At 31.1% G+C, this 22,292-nt stretch carries 19 protein-coding genes; 3 read left to right on the top strand and 16 right to left on the bottom strand.

Features of this window, described 5'->3' with window-relative positions; all coding sequences use genetic code 11:
- Positions 1–182: 182 nt before the first annotated feature.
- The 9 genes from B8963_RS09480 to B8963_RS09440 all read right to left on the bottom strand — a co-directional run bounded on the left by B8963_RS09480 (position 183) and on the right by B8963_RS09440 (position 11,290).
- Complete coding sequence (locus B8963_RS09480; RefSeq protein WP_084061266.1) at positions 183–1,442, bottom strand: cation:proton antiporter domain-containing protein; 1,260 nt, start codon at positions 1,440–1,442, stop codon at positions 183–185.
- A complete protein-coding gene (locus tag B8963_RS09475) occupies positions 1,442–2,158 on the bottom strand; it encodes a hypothetical protein (protein WP_084061265.1) in 717 nt (238 codons plus the stop codon). Before B8963_RS09475 ends, B8963_RS09480 begins: the two co-directional genes overlap by 1 nt.
- On the bottom strand, positions 2,159–4,525 hold the full coding sequence (locus B8963_RS09470; RefSeq protein ID WP_084061264.1) for a hypothetical protein: 2,367 nt from the start codon (positions 4,523–4,525) through the stop codon (positions 2,159–2,161).
- A gap of 310 nt (positions 4,526–4,835) precedes the next feature.
- A complete protein-coding gene (locus B8963_RS09465) occupies positions 4,836–6,164 on the bottom strand; it encodes a sugar MFS transporter (RefSeq protein WP_084061263.1) in 1,329 nt (442 codons plus the stop codon).
- Between the two features lie 190 nt (positions 6,165–6,354).
- Complete coding sequence (locus tag B8963_RS09460; RefSeq protein ID WP_084061262.1) at positions 6,355–7,725, bottom strand: MBL fold metallo-hydrolase RNA specificity domain-containing protein; 1,371 nt, start codon at positions 7,723–7,725, stop codon at positions 6,355–6,357.
- Positions 7,726–7,729: 4 nt separating this feature from the next.
- Positions 7,730–8,569 (bottom strand): ATP cone domain-containing protein, encoded by an 840-nt coding sequence (locus B8963_RS09455; RefSeq protein ID WP_084061261.1) that lies wholly within the window; start codon positions 8,567–8,569, stop codon positions 7,730–7,732.
- Positions 8,570–8,573: 4 nt separating this feature from the next.
- The gene (locus B8963_RS09450; protein ID WP_084061260.1) at positions 8,574–9,473 is read right to left on the bottom strand and encodes a mechanosensitive ion channel family protein; all 900 of its coding nucleotides are present in this window, start codon (positions 9,471–9,473) and stop codon (positions 8,574–8,576) included.
- A gap of 40 nt (positions 9,474–9,513) precedes the next feature.
- Positions 9,514–10,353 (bottom strand): universal stress protein, encoded by an 840-nt coding sequence (locus tag B8963_RS09445; protein WP_084061259.1) that lies wholly within the window; start codon positions 10,351–10,353, stop codon positions 9,514–9,516.
- Positions 10,354–10,453: 100 nt separating this feature from the next.
- Positions 10,454–11,290, bottom strand: coding sequence for a universal stress protein (locus B8963_RS09440; RefSeq protein WP_084061258.1), 837 nt, complete (start codon positions 11,288–11,290; stop codon positions 10,454–10,456).
- A 116-nt stretch (positions 11,291–11,406) separates the two neighbouring features.
- On the opposite strand from B8963_RS09440, the gene trxA reads away from it, so the two are divergent.
- Positions 11,407–11,709: a thioredoxin gene (trxA, locus tag B8963_RS09435; protein WP_084061257.1), complete on the top strand. Its 303-nt coding sequence runs from the start codon at positions 11,407–11,409 to the stop codon at positions 11,707–11,709.
- A gap of 12 nt (positions 11,710–11,721) precedes the next feature.
- Here trxA and B8963_RS09430 read toward each other — a convergent pair whose 3' ends face one another.
- The 5 genes from B8963_RS09430 to B8963_RS09410 form a co-directional block, all read right to left on the bottom strand.
- Positions 11,722–12,561 (bottom strand): universal stress protein, encoded by an 840-nt coding sequence (locus tag B8963_RS09430; protein ID WP_084061256.1) that lies wholly within the window; start codon positions 12,559–12,561, stop codon positions 11,722–11,724.
- An 18-nt stretch (positions 12,562–12,579) separates the two neighbouring features.
- Positions 12,580–13,425 carry a universal stress protein gene (locus B8963_RS09425; protein WP_084061255.1) on the bottom strand — a complete coding sequence of 282 codons (846 nt, stop codon included), beginning with the start codon at positions 13,423–13,425 and terminating at the stop codon, positions 12,580–12,582.
- Between the two features lie 91 nt (positions 13,426–13,516).
- A complete protein-coding gene (locus B8963_RS09420; RefSeq protein ID WP_084061254.1) occupies positions 13,517–14,350 on the bottom strand; it encodes a universal stress protein in 834 nt (277 codons plus the stop codon).
- A 117-nt stretch (positions 14,351–14,467) separates the two neighbouring features.
- On the bottom strand, positions 14,468–15,514 hold the full coding sequence (locus B8963_RS09415; RefSeq protein WP_084061253.1) for a response regulator: 1,047 nt from the start codon (positions 15,512–15,514) through the stop codon (positions 14,468–14,470).
- 4 nt (positions 15,515–15,518) lie between these two features.
- The gene (locus tag B8963_RS09410; RefSeq protein WP_084061252.1) at positions 15,519–17,405 is read right to left on the bottom strand and encodes a PAS domain-containing sensor histidine kinase; all 1,887 of its coding nucleotides are present in this window, start codon (positions 17,403–17,405) and stop codon (positions 15,519–15,521) included.
- A gap of 88 nt (positions 17,406–17,493) precedes the next feature.
- On the opposite strand from B8963_RS09410, the gene B8963_RS09405 reads away from it, so the two are divergent.
- The gene (locus B8963_RS09405; protein ID WP_084061251.1) at positions 17,494–17,898 is read left to right on the top strand and encodes a hypothetical protein; all 405 of its coding nucleotides are present in this window, start codon (positions 17,494–17,496) and stop codon (positions 17,896–17,898) included.
- Here B8963_RS09405 and B8963_RS09400 read toward each other — a convergent pair.
- Together B8963_RS09400 and B8963_RS09395 are read right to left on the bottom strand one after the other, a co-directional pair.
- A complete protein-coding gene (locus tag B8963_RS09400) occupies positions 17,888–18,835 on the bottom strand; it encodes a 1-phosphofructokinase family hexose kinase (protein WP_084061250.1) in 948 nt (315 codons plus the stop codon). The two genes, B8963_RS09405 and B8963_RS09400, sit on opposite strands and share 11 nt — an antisense overlap.
- Positions 18,836–18,843: 8 nt before the next feature.
- Positions 18,844–21,348 (bottom strand): cation-translocating P-type ATPase, encoded by a 2,505-nt coding sequence (locus tag B8963_RS09395; protein WP_084061249.1) that lies wholly within the window; start codon positions 21,346–21,348, stop codon positions 18,844–18,846.
- A 174-nt stretch (positions 21,349–21,522) separates the two neighbouring features.
- Here B8963_RS09395 and B8963_RS09390 point away from each other — a divergent pair, with 174 nt between their 5' ends.
- Entirely contained in the window at positions 21,523–22,290 is a 768-nt protein-coding gene (locus B8963_RS09390; RefSeq protein WP_084061248.1) for a sigma-70 RNA polymerase sigma factor region 4 domain-containing protein, read from the top strand.
- Positions 22,291–22,292: the final 2 nt, after the last annotated feature.

The raw sequence follows: 22,292 nt of genomic DNA, 5'->3' as shown, positions 1-22,292 counted from the left end.
ATGCATTTGGCAATTCATTTATTACTTCAAAGCTGGTAGGATGAATTGAAAATACGTGTTTCATTTATTTTATTATGCTATTTTTAATTTATTAGTAAACTATTTGAGCAGTAAACGGTTCGGACCATTTAGAAGCTCTTCCTATGGCAGTAGAAAGTGTTGCAAAGGCTTCTATTTTAACTTTATTCTTTTATTGTTGGCGCAGTCCATTTTGTGGTGCCTACCTTTTTAAGATTTGCTTTATTTATAGCAGAACTAGATCTTTTCTTATCATAAATCATGGCAAATGTCATTACCAAACTCGTGGCAATGATTACAAAAAGTAAAATCCCAGAATCAAAACCTTCTATTTGAGCCTCTGCTGGTATGGCATAGAATAAAAGTACCGTAATAAGTCCTCTTGGAGCTATAAATAATTGTGGCAGCATATCTTTACCAACAAAAATCAACATCAGGACAGCTCTAATACTATAAATTGATAGTATTATTAATGAACTTATAATAGCTACATCTAAATTAAATATAGATGTAATAGCAATGCTTAAGCCAAAGATCACAAAAAAGAATGTTCTTACTACAAATGCAGTTTCTGCCGTTATGGTATGCAGTTCATGATAAATATGATGTGCCTTTTGGTAATCTAATAGTTTAGATAGTTTTCCTTTAAAGAACAATTTCATGTTGGCAATTACCAATCCGAATATTAAGATGATAATTAACGATGATAAGTGCATTTTCTTTCCAACAGCATATAAAAGCAAGAGTACTGCGATTAATAAAAATAACTTAACCTGACTTTTTATTTTTTGAAAAATTATAATGATGGCATAACTAGCCACTAGTGATATTACTATGGTTAACAGTAAATTTCCTGTAAAACCTATAAAGCCAGTATCTTCAGCGGGGTTAAGTTTGCCTGCTAAAAAGTAAAACATCATAATACCGATAATATCTGAAAAGGTGCTTTCGTAGATATGGAATTCTTTTTTATGCGATTTTAAGTCATTTACACTAGGGATGATAATAGCACTAGATAAAATAGATAATGGAGTGGCATATAACCAAGCGGAATGCATAGTCATGTCAGGAATGTATTGATACAATATTAAAGCAGCAACCCAAGCCGATAAAAACAGCCCTAAAAGAGCTACAACAAAAGATTTTAATATAGGCATTAATTTTTCTCTCTTGAGCTCTAATTCTAATGCGGCCTCTAGCACAATCATGATAAGACCTACAATACCTAATATTTCTAAGATTGGAAAAAAGTCTATTGCGTCGCTGTTGATGTATTTTAGTCCAAATTGTAAGGCTACTCCCAATACAATAAGCATTAAAACAGCAGGAATATTTGTTTTTTTGGAGATTGAATTAAATAAAAATGATAATATAATTATAATTGAAACTTCAATGATAAGATTATATGAAGATAGAATTTCCATTATTCGGTGGTATTGTTGATTAAACTTGTTTCTATATTTTGTTCTTTTAAAAAGGAGATTAAATTTTCAGATGAGATACCTTTCTCCAAGGTATATTGTAATTTGTAATTCTCTGATCCGGGAATTTCACTAACTATTGGTGCTTCTTTAAAATTAAAAATTGGGTTATCAAAAAACATATCTAATAATTCTGGTTTAGAATATGGTGTTTTCAAGTATAAGGTTTGTCTAAGTATAGTATCGTTTTTAGAATTTATGGTATACCCACTTTTATCCAATTTAGAGTAGCTTATAAAATTATCGCCCTTTTCAGTATTCACAATAATACCAAAGGGTAAAAACTTTTTTATATCTCCTGTGATATCTGCTATTGTTACAGATACTCCTTTATCTAAAATAGAATTTACTTTATAAATTACACCGCCCACATAATTCTTAATATAATAATAGCTAATTGCGCCTATAAAGACTAGAAAAATACTATGTACCACATAATTTATTGATATAAAACCTAAAAGCACCAAGAGTAAACCAATAGGTTGGTATAAGAGAATAATTTTATTAAGAATTTTTAATATTTTTTTATTTCCTCTATTGGTTAAGATTATCTTTTTTAAAAGAAACTCTAGTAGTCTTATAAGCCAATATCCAGCAAATAAGAGTACTATTAAGTTTCGTAGTCCTAACCATGAATCTAATGTAAGTGTGTTTTCCATTTAGTCTATGATGTCTCTATATTTTAGTATTTGGTATATGTCATAATTAATAACAGGATTAATTTTTAAAAATCCATTATCATCTCTAATAAGCACTTTATTATTTAGTAAACGTTTTAAACCCGACTTAAAATTAGTTTCATAATTAGCTCCAATAAAAGACTTAAACATTTTTTCATTGCTATAGTTATAGAGCAAAGTATATTTTAATACGATAATTTCTTCTCTAGTGAAAAAATCCGGGAAACTTGTTGCATTTTCCTGGTATTGTATGGATCCATTTTCAGTAACTGTTGTTCCATAGGTCCATGACTGTAAAACTTCGCCAAGATTATTATTGTATTTTTTGCATAACTTAGTTACATGGGCAACAATTTGTGTATCGGACAAAGGTTCATTATTGCTATTTATCAAAGTTCTATGTGTGGCACTATGACGCACTAAAACTGCTTTGCAAATTTCTTCTAATGTACTTTTATTGAGGTCTATATGTGTACTAAATGCATTGGAAAAATTGGATCGTTTATTTAAATGGGCACACATTGATGAATTTGTGGAAACGATAACTAGCACATTATCAGACTCTGACTCAATAAAATTTATTAGAGCTCGTGTGTTATTAAGCAAACTAAACTTATCATCGCGCCATAATTCTAAATCGTCTATTACCAGAATTCTTTTTTGCGAAAACGAATTGTTTTTTACGGCATTTAAGGCATCTTTTAAATCATTTGAAGTTTTAAATTTTCTACCCTCAATGGTAATGCTGTCATTAGGACTTAATTTTAGTATTTTTTGATCTGTAAAAATATCTGAAGTGTTTTCTAAAAATGTAGATTTACCAGAAAGGTTATTACCCAATACCAGAATAGATTTGTTAAAACCATCATTCCATTGGGCTACAGTATCTTTTAATTTATTTTCTTGCTGAGTTCTAGTAACAAGAAATAAATCGCCAATAAATTTTTTGTTTAAAAAAAGCGTATCGTAATGTGCATTAGCTTCTTTAAACATTCTTTGAGCAATACAATTAGCTGCCTTTTCTAAATTAGCTTGTGGATTATCTAAAACCACTTTGTCATAACTCTGGTTAAACTTTGCAATTAAGTTTTTAAAACCTTTTTGAATAGTTACAAGTATATTGCCCGTTTCTACAGTATACTGGTTTAAGGAATTTTGTATAGAAACATCTAGAAACTCATTAGAATTATAACTATTACACACCAAAAACTCTTTAACTAATAATGATTTTATTTGTGCAACAATAGAATTTTGGCGCTCTATATTTTCTTGTAATGTGTTTTTGGTGTTTTTATAGGCTTCTAATTGCGTATCAAGATGTATTAAATTATTATTTTCTTTGCCTAGATTAAGGCTAGATTTTAAATTTAATAACGAGTGTTTTATAAAATTATTAATACTATTATTTTGTTCCCAAACATCAGAAAGTAGCGGAAGTAGATTATAATCCATCCACTTTTTTACGCTTTTATTAAAATCTATTTTCTTTTCTAATAAGTACCCTTCGTTGGTTCCAATCGGAATAGCGTAAGATTCCAAATTATTAATTTTTGATTCTATCGCTGAGGTGAATTCTACGTTCGTTTTGGCATCATTTGCACTAATTTGTGTCAAGCTTTTTTCTATCCAGGATAATATTTCTTTACTATTTTCATTCCCTTTAATAACAGCAATTGCATTGGTTGAAATCTCTAGCAACACTTGCGATTCTAAACCAATTTTTTCAATAATACTATTGGTGTCATTTCTAATTTCATTAAATATTTCAATGTTATTAATGGTTTTCTTATTGGTGTTGGTAATCTGTGAAAACTGCGATAATAGTATATTAAATTGTTCTTGATATACCTTCCATGGAGATAAATGATGGCGTGTTTTAGAGTCAATAATCTTCTTAGCATTAGTTTTATATGTACTTTTTACTTCTTTTTCTATAGTTGAAGTAACATAATTAATTGCGTTTACTAACAACGTAATTGATTCTTCAATTAAATTTTGTAAAGCCGCGATTGAAGCAATATTTTCTATTGTTTTATGATGTCCAATTTGCAGTTGTAACAATACATCACGATGAATAATAATAAGGTCTTTAAATGATTCTGGAAGTACATATTGTAAAAGATACTGGTCTATTTCAATTTCAGATGCTTCATTAGACTCAATTGCTGCGGCATGACTATTATATTGGTGACAAATATTTGAAAAATCTACAAGTATTAAATCTTTTAGAGCTTCGATTTTAGCTCCTTGAGTTAACTGATCTTTATAAGAATTTAAATGCGTAGTTAGCCATTGTAAATCCGATTTCATTGTAGGTTCAATAGGTTTAGTTTCAGTACTTATCATAAATGGTTAATTCAATTGGGTATTAGGGCTAATCATATTGCATTTTAAGATAGTTGTTTTTTTAAAGAAATACTTAAAATTCATGATATTTTTAAATATCGTAATATGAAAAAGATGTTAAAGGTTATAGTAAAAGTGGTAAGAATTAATAGTAATACATAGGTATATTGTTATAGGTATGTAACACCCACACTATTGAGTTTATATCTCAACATTTTTGTGAAATTAATATTTAACTAATATATTTTATCCTAAATTTAAAATGCTTGATTAATCTAGTTTAAGGGGATAAATTTTGGTTACTAATAGTTTATTTACCGCTATTTTTTAGTCCTAATTTATGTCCAGAAACCGCATAGTATAAAATGATAATATAGCAAGGTATTAAAATCCAATATCCTTTTGTTGATGCCGTTGCAATTGCCATAGCTTCATCCATACCTTCGGCAATATAAGTGGCCTTATTACTATCCACTAATTTACCATATAATGGCGGTAATACTGCTCCTCCTGCAATTGCCATGATTAGTAGGGCAGAGGCTGTTTCGGTAAACTTACCTAATCCTTTTAAAGTTAAAGGCCAAATAGCAGGCCAAACAAGTGCATTAGCAATACCTAAACTGGCCACAAAAAGTACTGAGGTAAAACCAGTTGTAAAGACCACACATAATGATAAAATTATCCCCAAAACAGCACTCAATTTTAAAGCTAATGTTTGACTCAGATATTTAGGAATTAAAACTGCACCTAAGGCATATGTGCCCACCATAGCCATTAAGGTCATAGAGGTGAAGAATTTAGCATCTTCAGCTGAAATTCCTAAAGAAATTCCGTAGGCTATAATAGTATCACCAGCAATAACTTCCACACCAACATACATGAATAACGCTAAAACACCCAACCATAAATGTGGAAATTGAAAAATACTTGTTTTAACCGTTTCTCCATCCTTATGTTCCGCTATAGGTTCAGGCTCCACTTTTGGTAGTGGTGCCTTTAAAATTAGTAAGCCTAAAATGAATAATACAACCGCCATAAGAATATAAGGAGTAACAACACTGTCGGCCATTTGGTTTAATAGTAGCATCTTTTCACTATCGGAAACTGATTTTAGTTTTTCATTAATTTCATCGATGCCTGATAATAATAGGGCGCCAAAAATTAAAGACCCTAAAGCACCAGCTACTTTATTTGCAATTCCCATAATAGAAATGCGTTTTGCCCCGCTTTCAATGGGACCAAGAATGGTAATGTATGGATTAGATGCAGTTTGTAATAAGGTCATTCCAGCACCTTGAATAAATATACCAGCCAAAAACATCCAATAGGTTCTTGCTTCAGCGGCAGGAATAAAAACCAATGCGCCTATACCCATCAAAAATAATCCTAAAGACATGCCTTTTTTGTAGCCTACTTTTTTGAGTATGTATGATGAAGGTAGTGCCATTACAACAAATGAAATATATGATGCAGAAGCAACTAAAAGCGATTGGGCAGATGTTAATTCATTTATGGTTTTCATAAACGGAATTAAAGCACCATTAATCCAAGTAACAAATCCGAAAATAAAGAAGAGACCGGCAATAATTAAAATAGGAATAAGCGTGTTATTTTTCTTTGGTTCGGTTACTGCAGACATATCTTATTGGTTGTGTTGGTTTTATTTGCTTTTCTAAAGTAAGAAATTCTTGAGATTAATTAATTCTGATTAAATCTAATCAAAAGCAATTAAAACCTACCCATAAAATAATGATTAATTTATGGGTAATCTATAAAGCTATTGTACCTTATACAGAATAGAAAATTAAATGGTTTTGCTGTAAATGGATTTACAATACAAATTCATACACCTGTTCGTATTGCGGAATTTCGGCATTCCAGCCATACACATCTCTTAGTTTTACCTTAAAAATGTCTAAGGCATTAGGTTCGCCATGAATAAGAAAAACTTTTTCAGGTAAATTTTTAAGTGCACTTAACCAATCTATTAATTCTCCTTGATCGGCATGTGCAGACAAACTTTCTAAATGGTAAACCTTCGCAGCAATTGGATAGTATTTGCCATAAAGTTTTAGTTCATGTGCACCTTCTAATAATTGGCGACCTCTAGTACCTTCCGCTTGATAACCAACTATTAAGATGGATGTTGTTGGTAAGGCAATTAATTTTTTTAAATAGGTTAAAACACGCCCACCTGTTACCATTCCGCTACCAGCTATAATAACCTTTGGTCTTGGGTTGTCAATAGTTTTCCAAGTATCTGCATATGAGGTTATAATATTAAAATGATTACTCATTGCTCTATATTCTGCTTCGGAAAGCTTATGCCAGTTGGTGTGTTTCTCGAAAACCGAAAGCACGTTATTTCCCATGGGACTATCTATATAAATAGGGATATTCGGAATTTTATTCTTTTTATACAATTGCCACAAAGTGTACATTAAAGATTGAAGTCTTTCTACCGCAAAAGAAGGAATAACTAGATTACCACGATTACGAACTGTTTTATTGATAAGTTCTATTAAAAGTCCTTCAACATCTTCCTCTGGGTGCAGTTTATTACCATAGGTACTTTCTATAAATAGGTAATCTGCCCATTCAGGTTTTTCTGGAGCTGCTAATAGTGGATCAATTTTTCTACCAATATCTCCAGAAAAGACAAAAAGTTTGCCGAAAATTTCTAGTTCAATAAAAGTAGCTCCAATGATATGACCGTTATATCTATATTTAAATTTTATGTGCTCCGAAAGTTCGATCCATTTATTTTTAGCACGTGCCTCAAATTTGGAAATTGTTTTTTCCGCATCCTTAATGGTATAAAAAGGGAGTGCTGGCTTATGTTTGGAATATCCTTCTTTATTAGCTTTTTCTGCTTCTTCTTCGTGTATTTTAGCACTATCTAATAAGATAATCTGTGCAATTTCTAATGTAGGTTCTGTACCTAATATAGGGCCATGAAAACCTTCTTTAACTAATCTTGGTAAATATCCGGTATGATCTAAATGCCCATGTGTTAAGAGAACAACATCTATTTTTGAGGCATCTATAGGTAATGGCAACCAATTAATTTCTCGAAGTTCTTTTAGGCCTTGAAAAACACCACAATCTACCATAATATTTAATTCTGGAGTTTCAATATAAAACTTAGAGCCTGTTACTGTGCCAGAAGCGCCTAGAAAATGAATTTTACAAGTGTTCATAGTTTTAAGAATTACAAAGTTGATTTAATTCATCGAGTATTCTTTTTTTTCTAAGATTAGAAATACCCAAATGATCTAGTAAAAATTTATTTTTCCATAATTGCCTACACAAAACAATATCTCTACTTAATATAAACTGTTTTTCTCTATTGGTTAAAAGCGTTGAAACTGTAATGGGGTAGAGGCTTAACCTATCAATTCTATCTTTAAGTCCTTCATTTTTTGGAAAATCCCAACTTAATAAATACAATCCTACACATTTACCGTACGCAAGAGCATCTGCAGTAAAACGAGTATTTGTTACTACCCAGCCAGCATCTAAGGCGTTTTTATTTTTAAGTGTTTCCCAATGTGCTTTTACATCATTATACCGAGAATGAATGTAAAGCGGTATTTTTACATTACAATTTCTACCTTCTTCAGAATGAAATTTACATTCAATAATTGTAGTTGTATTATTCTTTTCAGCAATTACATCAATTTCATGATTTACGCAATTACCATTTAAATGTTGATTAACTGAGGTGTTGTATCCAGAATTAGATAAAATTGCCGCCACAAAACGTTCAAAAGGAAAACCTGTTGGTCCTAATTCGTATATGGCTTTTTTAAGTTTGTATTTTGATGCAAAAACCGATTTATTCTTTTTTAAAATGGCATAAGCACGATTGTAAATTTCATTGGTAGTAATGCCTTCATAAAGTTCTTCTTTTACTTTACTTACTATTTGCTCCACTAGATTATGATCAGCACCACTATGTTTTAATGACTTGCGTAATTTATCCAAAGAGAAAAGCATTTTCTCACCAGAGGATTTTATTATTTCAATTCCTTTTTCTTGCATCAAACTACGTATTTAAATTCACATCCATTTCAGGTATTTTAAGCAATTGTAAAGTAGTTGAAGCAAAATTTACTTTGCCATTGGTGTTTTTAATTGCTTCTTGTATACGTTCAAATAATTCGTGCTTAGTGGCTCGTCTACGTTTATAATCTGTAATGTAACGAAGGTTAATTGCAACCCAATTATCAGTTAAAGTAATTGCTAAGGTCGGATCTAATTTAGAATCTTCTATATAGTACCGCTCAACCATTTCTTGCCATTTTTTAATGGAATTCTGGGTATATTCCGCTAAGTAATTGCTGGCTTGATCCAGAATAACTTTTTTAGCTAGTTCTCTATCTGATTCATAAGTGATTAATACATTTAATTCATCCCAAACAAAAGGAAAATCCATAGAGTAATTTTTGATGGGTCCTTTGAACACAAATGCATTACTAATTTTCACAATTCTACCAGAGTAATTATCACTACTTACCCATTCACCCATTTCCATAAGAGTTGTATAAATACTATCAATATCTATAACATCACCTTTAATTCCATTAATTTCAATCCGGTCGCCAGGCATATAAACACGTACAAAAAATATATAAAAAGATCCAGCAATACTTAAAATTAGTTCTTGCAGGGTAAACGTTATTCCGGCTGTAAATAAACCAATGATTACGGTGTAATCTTCTAAGTTTTTTACCGTAAAAAAAAGAAGTATAAGAATTACAATTAATACATAGCCAATAATTTCTATCCCTTTTTGAGCTTTGTATCTAATAGCTACATCTGCAATTCTTTTTTTAAGTATTTTTCTTAGAAAACTAATTGCAAAAACTATAAGAATAATCCATAAGAGTAAAGTGCCAAATTTAATTACGGCTGGATTATTTAAAAAACCATTAAGTGTGTCCATAGATTGAGCTCTTTAAAGAGCATGTCGTATTTATTATTTTTTAATGTAGGGCTAAAATTGGAGTAGTAGCATCATAGCCTATTTCTTTTACCAAAGGTTTAGAAAATACACTGCCAAAAAAGAAATGTTTTTTATTTATAAACGCAATCATATCACTATTTCTGCTTGCTACAAATGTTGTTACTCCTTGCGCTACATCAATATTTTTTAAATTATGGAACGTACATTCCACAGTACTAAGAATATCTTCTAGTAATTGCTTGTTTTCTTCTTGGGTTTTAGATAAAGTTTCATTCTTGCTTATATGCAAAACTCGTATTGCAGCATTATGCATACGAACAATATCTATGAGATAATCCATTTCTTTACGTTTATAGCTTAGTTTAAAATCTGTTGGAAATACAACTTCTTTCAATGGGCTAAACCGAACATTCTCAGGAACAGCAAGAACAGGACATTGGGTGATTTTCTCCATGGTTTTAACAGTGTTACTGCCAAAAATTACGCCTTTAGCACCAGTTGCCCCTTTGGTACCCATCACCACAAGATCAATATCTTTTTTAGCAATTAATTCTTCTATTGCAACAGATAAATAGTTAAGTGTGGCTGTTGTGTGGTATGTATGTTTAGGATTGTCATTATGTAATTCTAACATCTCAAGAAGCTTAGTGAAGGATTCTTCAGAAGCAGCTTTAGTGGAGTCGTATTCTGCGCTTCCTGGCTCTGGCATAATGAGCGTATTAGTTGTATAACTATCTAAATGAAAAACATTTAAAAAGTAAAAATCACAATTTTGTTTCGCATAAAGATCCAGTGCATATCGGGTGGCATTCAATGCGTTTTTAGAAAAATCGGTAGGGATTAATATTCGCTTGTTCATGGTATTATTTTTTCTGATAGTTTTTGAAAATTAGTAAGAATTGCTTGAGCCAACTATGACAATTGTCATTCTTAAGTTTTGTGATGAATAAGTGATTTTATTATTTCTGGGGGATTACTAAAAAAGGAATAGTAATATGAAAGCCAATTTTTTTAATAACAGGTTCTATAAATAATTTTTCAATAAAGCTGTGTTTATTTTGTACCATGACTAAAAGGTTAATCTTATTCTTTTCTTGAAATTGATTTACAGCAGGTATAATTTCATTATCGGCAACCGAATGAAAAATAGCCATGTTCACCAGAAGCCTATCCAATTGTTTTTTATTTTCTTTCTGGACTATATTTAATTCAATTGTTTTTCTAACGTGTAGTACGTTTATTCTAGATTTATGTTGTCTTGCTATTAATAGCAAAGGTTCCATCTCCTTTTTTGGATAGCTTATTTCAAAGTCCGTTGGGAATAATATTTCTATTGGAGCCTCGTATTCAAATTTTGGTGGAATGGCAATAACCGGACATTTAGATTTTTTAATTACATTAACAGTATTACTACCAAATAAAATTTCTTTTGCACCAGTAGCTCCAGTAGTTCCCATGACAATCATATCAATATTTTCTGATTGAGTCATTTCCGTAATTTCATTAAGTAATGTATTAAAGGCCGTATGAATAATAAATGTATGATTGGTGTTGCTATACTGATCTTCTAATCTCTTTTTGAGTTGCTCTAATTTTAGTAATGAAGTCTCTTGTAAAACATCTCCCAAACCAATCTGCCCTGGGCTTCCGAGTAAATACTCTGTTTGGTACACTGGAGGATTAAAAGTGTGAAGTAAGTAAAAGGTACATTTTACGTCTTTATAGACAAGTAATGCATATCTAATAGCTTCAAAAGAGTTGTCAGAAAAGTCAGTGGGCAATAATATTTTTTTCATGATAGAATCATTTTGTGTATCGCATAAAATTAGATGAGTTTTTTTCTAAAAACCATGATATTGGTCAGTTGTAAGGGCTTTAGATTTTTGTAATTTTAAAATTTAAATACAGTAAAATGAAAAGTAGTTTTGATAAAATAATAGATTCTGAAACACCAGTTTTAATCGATTTTTTTGCCGATTGGTGTGGTCCATGTAAAATGTTAGCACCAATTTTAACCCAAGTTAAGAGTGATCTTGGTGATAAAATAAAAGTAATAAAGATTGATGTAGATAAAAATCAATCTTTGGCGGCAAAATACCAAGTAAAAGGTGTGCCAACCATGCTTTTATTTAAGAATGGAAAACAGGTTTGGCGGCAATCTGGAGTATTGCAAAAAAATGATATTATAAAAGTAATTGAGCCACACCTAAAATAAAGAATGTTTTTTTTATTCATGTAATACCAAAAATGGAATTTTGGTATGATAACTTATTTCCTCAACTGTTGGCCTAAACAAAATGCGTTCTAAAAAGTTTAAATTTTTGGCAATCATAACCAGCATATCTATTTTTTCAGCCGCTATGAATGACTCAATAGCAGTATCTAGATTTTTACCATTTATAATATGAAAATTAGCGATAGCCTCTTGAAAATAATCATTTAAAAAATCTTTATTTTTTAGTTGATCATGTGACTGGTCCCCGTTTTTATTTTCAACATATAAAAAATGCAATTTTGCCTTAGTAATTAGACTAAGCTCTTTAATAATAAGTAATTGCCTCAAAGAGTATTCTACTAGAAAATCTGTCGGGAATCCAATTTTTTTTGGTTTTTTAAATGCTACATTTTCTGGAACTGCCAAAACCGCACATTTAACTTTGGTAATAATATTGCCAGTATTACTACCGATTGTTACTTTTTTAAGGCCTGTTGCGCCTTTGGTACCCATGATAATTAGTTCTATTTTTTTAGATTTTACAGCATTTTTAATATGGTCTATAAAAAAGCCATAATGAGCAGATGTCTTAAATACATGCTTTTCATTTATGGGTAAATGTTCTATTCTCGTTAAAAGCTTTTTTAATTTTTCATTGCTTTCTTTTAGCAAATTTTCCTCAATTAGTTCTGGAGGAATAACCAATGCTGTTTCCCCACTTATTGTAGAAATAATTGGGCTTACATGTATAATATGAAAAGTGCAATAGGTTTTTTTTAAAAGATTTACACCATATTTTATAGCGTTCCACGAGTTTTCAGAGAAATCGGTTGGTAAGAGTATATTTTTCATTTTAAATGAACTTAATGGTTATCGTGGTAAATTTTGAAGTACTAAAAAAGGAATCTTAATATGCAATCCAATTTTATCTATGGTAGATCTATAAAGCATATCTTCTAAAAAAGAATGCCTGGAATTTACCATTACTAATAAGTCTATTTTTTTTTCATCAATAGTATCCATTATGGCTTCGACTTTATTTTTTACTGGCGTACGATTAAATGATAAATAAGCTTTGGATAATGATTCTTCTAGAAAGCGTTTATTATCTATTTGACGTTGACTTAATTCTTCAAAATCAGAAATATGAAGGCAAAAAACTTTAGACTTAAACTCAGCGGCTATGGTGTTTAATAGTTTTAGTTCTCTTCGCCGATATGGTAAAGAATAATCAGTAGGAAAAAGAATATGCTTTGGTTGATTATAATGGTAAGTTTCTGGCACCGCTAATACGGGGCACTTCACATATTTGAATACCTGTACTGTATGGCTACCGAAGGTAACTTTTTTGACATCTGAGATGCCTTTCGTACCCATTATTATTAAATCTATATTTATCTTATCAGTAAAATCATTTACAGCATCCACTAATGAATCAAAAACAGCGATACTTTCATACTTGTGTTTAGGATTGTGTTTTTCGGTCTCAATTTTCGTTATAAGGTCGCCAAGTTGCTCTTCTGATTTTTTTTGAAGAGTTATTTTCTTTTGTGTAACAGTTAAAGCTGTTTTGGACTCAACACTATTGTAGACTTCATCTGCAAAAGCATGTAGAAAATAGAAATGGGTTATTTCGCAATTATAAAGTTGCAAAGCATAGTTAATGGCATGCATTGCATTATTAGAAAAATCAGTTGGAATAAGTACAGCTTTCATTACAATATATTTAAAATCTGTTTAAATATATTTCTAATTGTACCTTTAGCCTATGATATTTATCATTGTTGCTTGGTACTTAAAAAAAGAATTACTCGTGTACTACAAATAATGGAATTTTTGTTTGAAAACTTAATTTTTGGATGTGGTTATCAAATAAAATTTGCTGAATAAAATTAATATTTTTAGCAGCCATTAAAATCATATCTGTTTTGCCAGTAGTGGTAAAATCTTCAATAGCATTCTTCACTTTCATATTACCTGTCCGATGAAAACAGTGGTAGTTTTCAAAAACTTCTTCTAAATAATCTTGTAAATACGCTTTGTTTTTTTGTTGAACTACGTTTATTTTTTTTTTTGTAGACGAGTTGATTATGTGTAAAAACCCTTCATTCATATGCAATAACTCTGTTATGGTATTTAGAATACTATAGGAATAGAAAATGTTATAATCTGTAGGAAATGAAATGTTTTTTAATTCTGTATAGGTAGCATTTTCTGGCACCACTAAAAGGTTTACAGGTACTTTAGTAATTACATCTCCTGTATTACTGCCTATGATTTTTTCTTTAATACCCGAAGCACCTTTGGTGCCCATTACTATTAAGTCTATTTTTTTGCTCTGAACGGTTTCTCTAATTTTATCAATAAGATTTCCATATTCTTGTATTGCCCAAAAATGGTGCTTCCTATTAGAATTCGATTCTTTTATTTTTAAAAAGTTAGATTTAAACTTTTCTTTAAGCATTAATTCTTTATTTGTGCCAAAGCTTAATAACGAATTACTGACTATACCAGATTGATTTAGGTTGCCAACATGTAGAATATAAAAACTACTAGTAGTGTTCTTAAACAACTCTTTAGCATAAGCTAAGGCATTTAAAGAATTTTCAGAAAAATCAATCGGGACTAATATATGCTTCATTAAAAAAAATAAAATTCTAGATAACAAAAGTATTTAGAGGTTTTTAGTTTTTTTATGACAAATATCATGTGCTTAGCACTACAGTTAGAAATATATGAAACTGATATTTTTTTTCTGCTAATTAATATACTTTAGGGCTTTTAGCTCTATTATTTTAATATTACGACCTTCAATTTCTATTAACCCTTCTTTTTTAAAACCAGATAATGTTCTAATTAAACTCTCGGTAGCAATACCAGCAACACTTGCTAAATCACTTCTAGATATTTTTAAAGGATCATTAGTATTACTTGTCATTATTTGAGCAAATTGCAAAAGTGTTTGTGCAGTTTTTTTACGTACAGAACTATAGGCCATTTGCAGTAGTTGTTGTTTAATATCTGCAATATTGCCCGTTAGGAGTTCCATTAGTTCTATGGAAATTGTATGATTTTTGGAGAGGATATTTTTTAAATTTTCTTTTGAGATTCCTGCTAATGCTACCGGCTCTAAAGCAGTTGCAGATTCTTGATAGGGTACATTCTTTAAAAACGAAGTAATGCCTAAAAAATCATCGGCGCGATATAAGGAAGTTATTAATTCTTTTCCTTCTTCATCCATTGCGTGGCATTTTACCACTCCTTTTAATACAAGAAAAATGGTGTTGGAAGGCATCCCTTCTTGGTAAATAGCCTCTCCTTGTTCAAAATGTAGTTCCTCGCCATTATCATCAAAAAAATTCTTTAATTCATGGAGTGTAAGTATACTATCGTTTTCTGCTTCTTCCTGATTTTCTGCTATTCTATTTTTTAAAATTTTATGTTTTGCGATTCTACTTTCTATAGCACTAATTAAATCTTCTTCCTCAAACGGTTTGGTCAGATAATCATCTGCACCTAAATCCATTCCTTTTCTAATTTCTTTATGTTCTGTTTTTGCAGATAAAAATATAAAAGGGATATGTTTGGTTAATTCTGATGTTGAAATTTCTTGTAGAACGCCATAACCATCAACTTCAGGCATCATTATATCGCAAATAATAATATCCGGTAGAGTATCTTTTGCTAGTTGAATTCCTATTTTACCGTTCGGTGCTGTTTTTACGGAATATCCGGCAAGCTCCAATAGCTCTTCAGTGTTTTCGCGTAAAGCTTTATCATCTTCAATTAATAAAATATTTTTCATCTTCTCAATGCTTTAATACTTTAGGTATGGTAATTTTAAAAGTAGATCCTATATTATGTTTACTTGAAAAATTTAATTCTGCGCCTATATTTTCAAGATGTTGTTTCGCTATATTTAAGCCAATACCCGTTCCCTGAGTTAAAAGTGCATTTTCAGCTCTAAAATAGCGATTAAAAATGTGTTTTTGTTCTTCGTCTGGTATACCAATACCTTTGTCCACTACACTTATGGTAGTTTCTTGGGTATTATTTTCCACCACTATTTCAATATTGGAGTCTTCTGGAGAATATTTTATAGCGTTATGTACTAAATTAGATAGTGCCAATTCCAGCGTTTTTTCATCAAAATTTATAAAAATATCATCAATATTTCTTGGATATACAATGTGCTGTCCTGTTTTTAAAAGCATGTTGGAATTGTAAACAACTTCGTCTACCAATTTACTCAGCGGAAATTCTTCTACCTTATAATTAACTTTACCTGAATCTAAACGCTCCACGGATAAAAAATCGGTTAAAATAGTGTCCAGATAGCGTACTTTATTTTTGATAGTATTTACATGTTTGTCTCTTTTATCTTGTTGCTCCGTTAATGTGTACTTGGCTAACAGTGTAATAGAGGTCAATATACTGCTTAATGGCGTTTTGAATTCATGTGAAACTAAAGATAGGAATCTGGTTTTTAACTCGTTAAGTTCTTTTTCTACAGCTAAGGCTTCCGTAAGTTGTTTGGTGCGCTCTTGAACGGTTTTTTCAAGTTTTAAAGTGTAATTTTTACGGTCTGTTATGTCTAGAATTATGGCGAGAAAAATATCTTTATCTCCAAATCTTGAAAGTTGTAAATGTACTTCTACTGGGTACTGAGTTCCATTTTTCCGTTCGTGGATGGTTTCGAACTTTAATTTTTCTTTTTCCTTTTTTAATAATGGCGCAATTATTTTTCGAAAGTCAACTTCATTATAATCAGGTTTTATGTCTACAGGAGTAATTTCTTTTAATTCGGATAAGGTATAGCCAATATTAGCCTGAGCTCCTTGATTGGCATTAATAAATTGTAATGTTTCCTTATCAAAAAGATATATTTCGTTTTGAGATTCGTCAAATATTTTGGCCCAATGTTCTTTTTCTTGTTGCGATTTTACGCGCTCTGTCACATCATTTTGTATGGCAATTATATTGGTAATAATTCCATTACTATCTTTTATAGGTGTTACATATAAATCATTATAAAATAATGTTCCATCTTTTTTATAGTTGCGAATAATACCTTGGGTACTCTCTCCCTTTTTAATGGTGTCTTCCAGCAAATTTCTAATTGCAATGTCCTCTTCATGTACTTTTAGAAAAAGACATTTTTCGCCTAATATTTCTTGTTGAGTATATCCTGTTAAAGTTTGAAATGACTCGTTGGTGAATATAATCGGATTTTCTTTTTGTAAAGCATCCGCAATGACAATTCCGTTTGATGCAGATTGTAATGCTGCACTTTTTGTTTTCAAATCTTTCTCAATAGCTTTCCGATCTGTAATGTCTATAATTAGCGCCATTACGTAGGTCTTTCCATTTAATTCAAACGGATTCAAACCCGCTTCTACAGGAAACTCTACACCGCTTTTATTAATTCCGTACAACTCACGGCCATGACCCATTTGTCGTTTTTGTTTTTTACCAATAAAGCCCTCTACATGTTGGTCGTGATGTTTATGATACCTTTTCGGAATTAAAAGATCAAGTGGCTTTCCAATAAGTTCGTCTTTCTTATAACCAAACATTTGTTCTGTAGATGTGTTAGATGCTACTATAATTTGCTTGGTATTTACAACGATAATTCCTTCAGAGACACCCTCAGATAATAAATTAAATATGGTACTGTTTTGTTCAAAAGACTGCATATTTCAAAGTTAAAACTTTAAACTGATTTTTATCATGAAATATTAAAACACATTCATTTAAATTTAACGAAATCAAAAATTTCAGTAAATGGTACATTCTCAAAAAACAGGAATAAAATTTTATGAAAATCTAGGTAAATTGTTCTTTTCCGTAGCTATGGTCGATGGTGCGGTACATATTAAAGAACTCGATAAACTTAAAGAATTGGTAAAGGAAGATTGGCTTGCTATTGATGCTTTAGAGGATCAGTATAATACAGATGCTGCCTACCAAATTATAAGTGTTTTTGATTGGTTATTGGAATATGAAAAAAGTAGTGAGCACTGTTTTAAAGTATTTGTAGACTTTTACAAAGACAATTCTAGTTTATTTACTGAAAATATTAAAAGCCTAATTATGCAAACTGCCAATGAAATTGCTTCATGTTACGCTCAAAAGAACAAATCAGAGTTGGTTATTCTTGCCAAATTACGTTTGCTTTTTAAGGATTAGAATTTGATTGATTATTTATCCAATCGTATAGCTCATAGATATCTTTTTTATGGCAAAGTTCGCTCCCTGGAGTCATAGTTGCGGCAGTGCCGCAAGCAACACCAAATCTAGCCATTTCACTAAATGATTTACCCTGAGCAAGAAAATGAACCATTCCTGCAACCATACTATCTCCAGCTCCTACTGTGCTATTTTGATGAACAGTTGGTGCGTTAATATGTTCCATAATAGATTCAGTTATTAATAATGCGCCTTGAGCTCCCATAGACACCACTAAGACCTCACATGGATTAGTCCGTAAAAATTCTTTTGCAATGACCTCTAATTCTGCAAAAGTGATGCTTTCAACACCACATAATCTACTAAGTTCACCTAAATTAGGTTTAAGTAAGTATGCACCTTCTTGTGCGCCAAGAATTAGGGCTTCACCAGACGTGTCTAATATAAATTTTGCATTTTTATGTTTAGCTATTCTAGATACTTGCGCATAAAAATCAGTTGGCATACCAGGAGATAAACTACCACTTGCCACCAAAAAGTCACCTTCATTTAATGATTCGTTTAGTACTTTTAAAACTCCTAAACATTCTTCATTTGATATTTGGGGTCCAGGCATACCAAATCTAAATTGTTGGTTTGTTGCAATGTCTGTTACGGCTAAATTTTCTCTAGTATAGCCTTTAATTGGAATACAGTTTTGATGTATTCCGTTTTTTGTTAATAGCGAAGTTAAAAATATTCCTGTATGTCCACCAGCAAGATAAATACATTCCGAATTTGTATCGAGCTCCTTAAGTACCTTAGATACATTTATTCCCCCACCACCTGGTTCAAAAATAGGTTCAGAACAGCGTAATTTACTATTTGGTTTTATGCCATTAACTGTTGCACTTTTATCAATTGCTGGGTTTACCGTTAGTGTTAGTATATTTTTCATATAGTTTATTATATAGTTTTTGTTCGCTTATACCATTTAACAACTTCATACCATAGTACGGCGAAAAGCCCTGTGAAAAATGAGACTGAAATTTGCGTAGCATTTAAGGTTTCAAATTCAAAAAATTGAGTAAATGGTTTTACAAATAAAAGTAATACGGCTAAAAATAAAGTTATAGTAATAATTAATGGTACAAGGTTGTTTTTATATTTAAAGGTTGTCCATATAGAAAAGTAAAAAGAACGGTTTACTAATGTTAAAAAAATATTTGAAAAAAGTAAAACCATAAAAACCATTGTTCTTGTAACCTCTTCATTATAGGAAAGGTAAACAGCATACTGATACACTAATAATGCGCCAATTGTTATCGCTAAACCTTGAACAATACTAGTAATTAATTCTCTAAAATTAAAAAATGTACTAGAAAAGGGTCTAGGTTTTTGTTGCATTGCATTTTTTTCTAAAGGCTCGTTTTCATAGATTATGGAGCATGTGGGTCCCATAATTAATTCTAGAAGAATTACATGAGTAGGGGAGAATATATTCGGGTAAATCCAACCTAATGCCAGTGGAAAAAATACGGTTAAGATTATGGGAATATGGATGGATATGATATACTGAATTGCTTTTTTTAGGTTGTTATAAATTTTTCTACCCATGGCAATACTGTCAATTATCTTAGAAAGATCATCATCTACCAATATTAAAGATGCTGCTTCTTTAGCTATTTCAGTACCTTTTTTTCCCATAGCTATTCCAAAATGTGAGGCTTTTAATGCAGGACCATCATTAACACCATCACCAATCATGGCCACAACTTCACCATTTGCCTTAAAGGCATTGATTATCCTTAGTTTAGCATCAGGAAACATTCGCGAAAAAATCTGAGTTGTTTTTACCTGTTCTTGTAATTCCGTTTCACTAAGTTTCATTAAATCATCACCTGTCATGCCCATGTCATAGCCTTTAAACGCTACTTGTTTAGCAATGGATAAAGCTGTTGTTGGGTTATCACCAGTTACTAGTTTCACCTGAATGCCTGCATCGTCAAATTTTTGGAGTACTTCTTTTATATTTTCTTTAGGAGGATCATAAAATGCTACAATTCCCTTAAAATCAAATAAAAATTCTTGCTGCGTTTTTGGATAATTTTTGCCATCAAATAGAGCGGTGCCCACCCCAAGTAATCTATACCCTTCGTTACCTAATTTTTTTATGGTTGTTAGTAGTATTTGCTTTTGATTGGGTAAAAGATCAGCTATTTCTAAAAATGCCTCTGGTGCTCCTTTTGCAGCGATAATTAAATCACCATTTTTATTTTCAAAAAGATGGGTCATCATTGGGGGTTTACCACCTAATGGATATTCATGAACCATGTTGTAGTTTTTTCTTTCGTCTGAACTGCATTGGTTCGCATATGTTTCATGTATGGCAATTTCCATAGGATCAAAGGGGATGGGTTCACTTGCCCACATTGCCGTGGTAATTAAGTCTAATTCCTCTTGGCCTAATTTATCTTGTAACGTAGATATTTTTTCATTTTTTATAGTAAAGAGCATTGCTAGGCTCATTTTATTTTGAGTAATAGTACCCGTTTTATCAACACAAATTACCGTAGTGCTTCCCATGCTTTCTACGGTTTTTATTTGTTTAACAATGATTCCCATTTTCATTAAACGCCATGCGCCCAGCGCCATAAAAGTGGTAAACGCAACAGGAATTTCTTCAGGTAAAATACTCATCGCCAGCGTAAGTGCTTTGAGCAAACTATCGAGTAGGTCAAAGGATTTAGCATAGTTTATTCCCCAAACCAATACAAAGGTAGCGCCACCAAAAAGCGACATTTTTTTTACAAAGTTGTTTATTTGTAATTCTAATGGTGTTTTTTCATCTTGTATTGCCTCGAGACTTTTTCCAATTTTTCCTAATTCTGTTGCGTCGGCAATTGCTGTAATAGTCGCTATTGCTAGCCCACTGGCAACTGTTGTTCCAGTGAAGATTTTATTATTGTTTTTTTCTGAATCTTTAAAAACAGATAAAGATTCTCCGGTTAATAAGGATTCATTGGCAGAAAAATCATTCGAATGTACAATGGTGCCATCTGCCGGAATTACATTACCTTCTTCAACAATTATACTATCTCCAATAACCAACTCATTACTATGAATTTCTATGATTTTACTATTTCTAATCACTTTAGCATTAGGTTGGGTAATATCTTTAAGTTTTTCCAATGCATTTCTGCTTTTTGAATCTTGATAAAATGATATTGATCCAACAAGAACAATGGCCATAGCTAGAAAAATACCATCGCCAAAATGACCAGTAATAAAGTAAATGCTTGATGCTACTGCTAATAAAATTACCATGGGTTCTTTAAGAATACTTAAAAAAGCATCTAAAGTGTTATTCTGTTTTTTATAATTTAGGATGTTTTCACCATGTTTTTTTCTTGAAGCCAATACTTCTTTATCGGAAAGTCCTGTTATACCGAAATCTGTAGGGTCAATCATATATTGTTTACACTTTTGTAAGCCCTAAATTAATGGAAATAAAATAGTTGAGACTGATAAATATCATATTTAAGCACAAGTGTTTGCTTTAAATTAGATGCACATTTCTTCTGGATAGTTCTTACTGACCAAGAGAGAAACACACAAAATAGTTGTCTTAAAAATATAAGGTTTATGGAAGCTAAAGTAAAAAACGATTTTAGAACAGTACATGTTCTTGCTGCTCAAAAATATGTGGAATTAGTTGCGTTTAAAAAAGAAGGAAATATTAGTTCTTTTAATGATTTGTTGATGCAACTTATTCCAGAAATAAAAAAGTATGTAAAAGGAAAATTAAAATCGGCGGAAGCAAAAGGTCTATTAGATAAAAACCGGTATAAATCTGATGATATTATAGATCAGTTATACATAGAATATTACGAACATTTTGATGAAGTTAAAGAAGATACCTTCTTATATGCATGGTTATTTAAAAAAGCAGATGAACTAATTAATGATATACTATCAGAAGAAGAATTTGATACATATTTCTATGAAAATATAGACAAATTTTCTAAACCTGAATGGGATGAAATGGAGGAGAAGTACAGTACCGATGGGGATGGCGATTTTGTAATGTTAGACGAATTTGATAATCAAGAATATTCAAAAAATGATTATTTGTTAAACCATGTATTTATTGATGATGCAGATGATGAAATTATTGCTGCACTTGATAAAAAGTTAAACAAAGAAAATGTAAAGAAGCATTCAGCTTTAGTGATTCAAAATTTTCCTAAGCCAATGAAAAAAGTGTATGAACTCAGTACGGCCTATAAATTTACTGTACCAGAGATTGCAAAAATTAGTAATTATAGTATAAAAGAGGTAGATATTTATTTGAAAAATGCTCGTAAGAAACTTAAAAGCAGTTTTATAAACAGATTTAATTTAAACATATAATT

This window comes from Cellulophaga tyrosinoxydans (genome assembly GCF_900176415.1).
GTDB classification, from domain to species: Bacteria; Bacteroidota; Bacteroidia; order Flavobacteriales; family Flavobacteriaceae; genus Cellulophaga; species Cellulophaga tyrosinoxydans.
The sequence above is the reverse complement of the archived record's forward strand: the minus strand, read 5'-3'. Positions and strand labels throughout refer to the sequence as shown.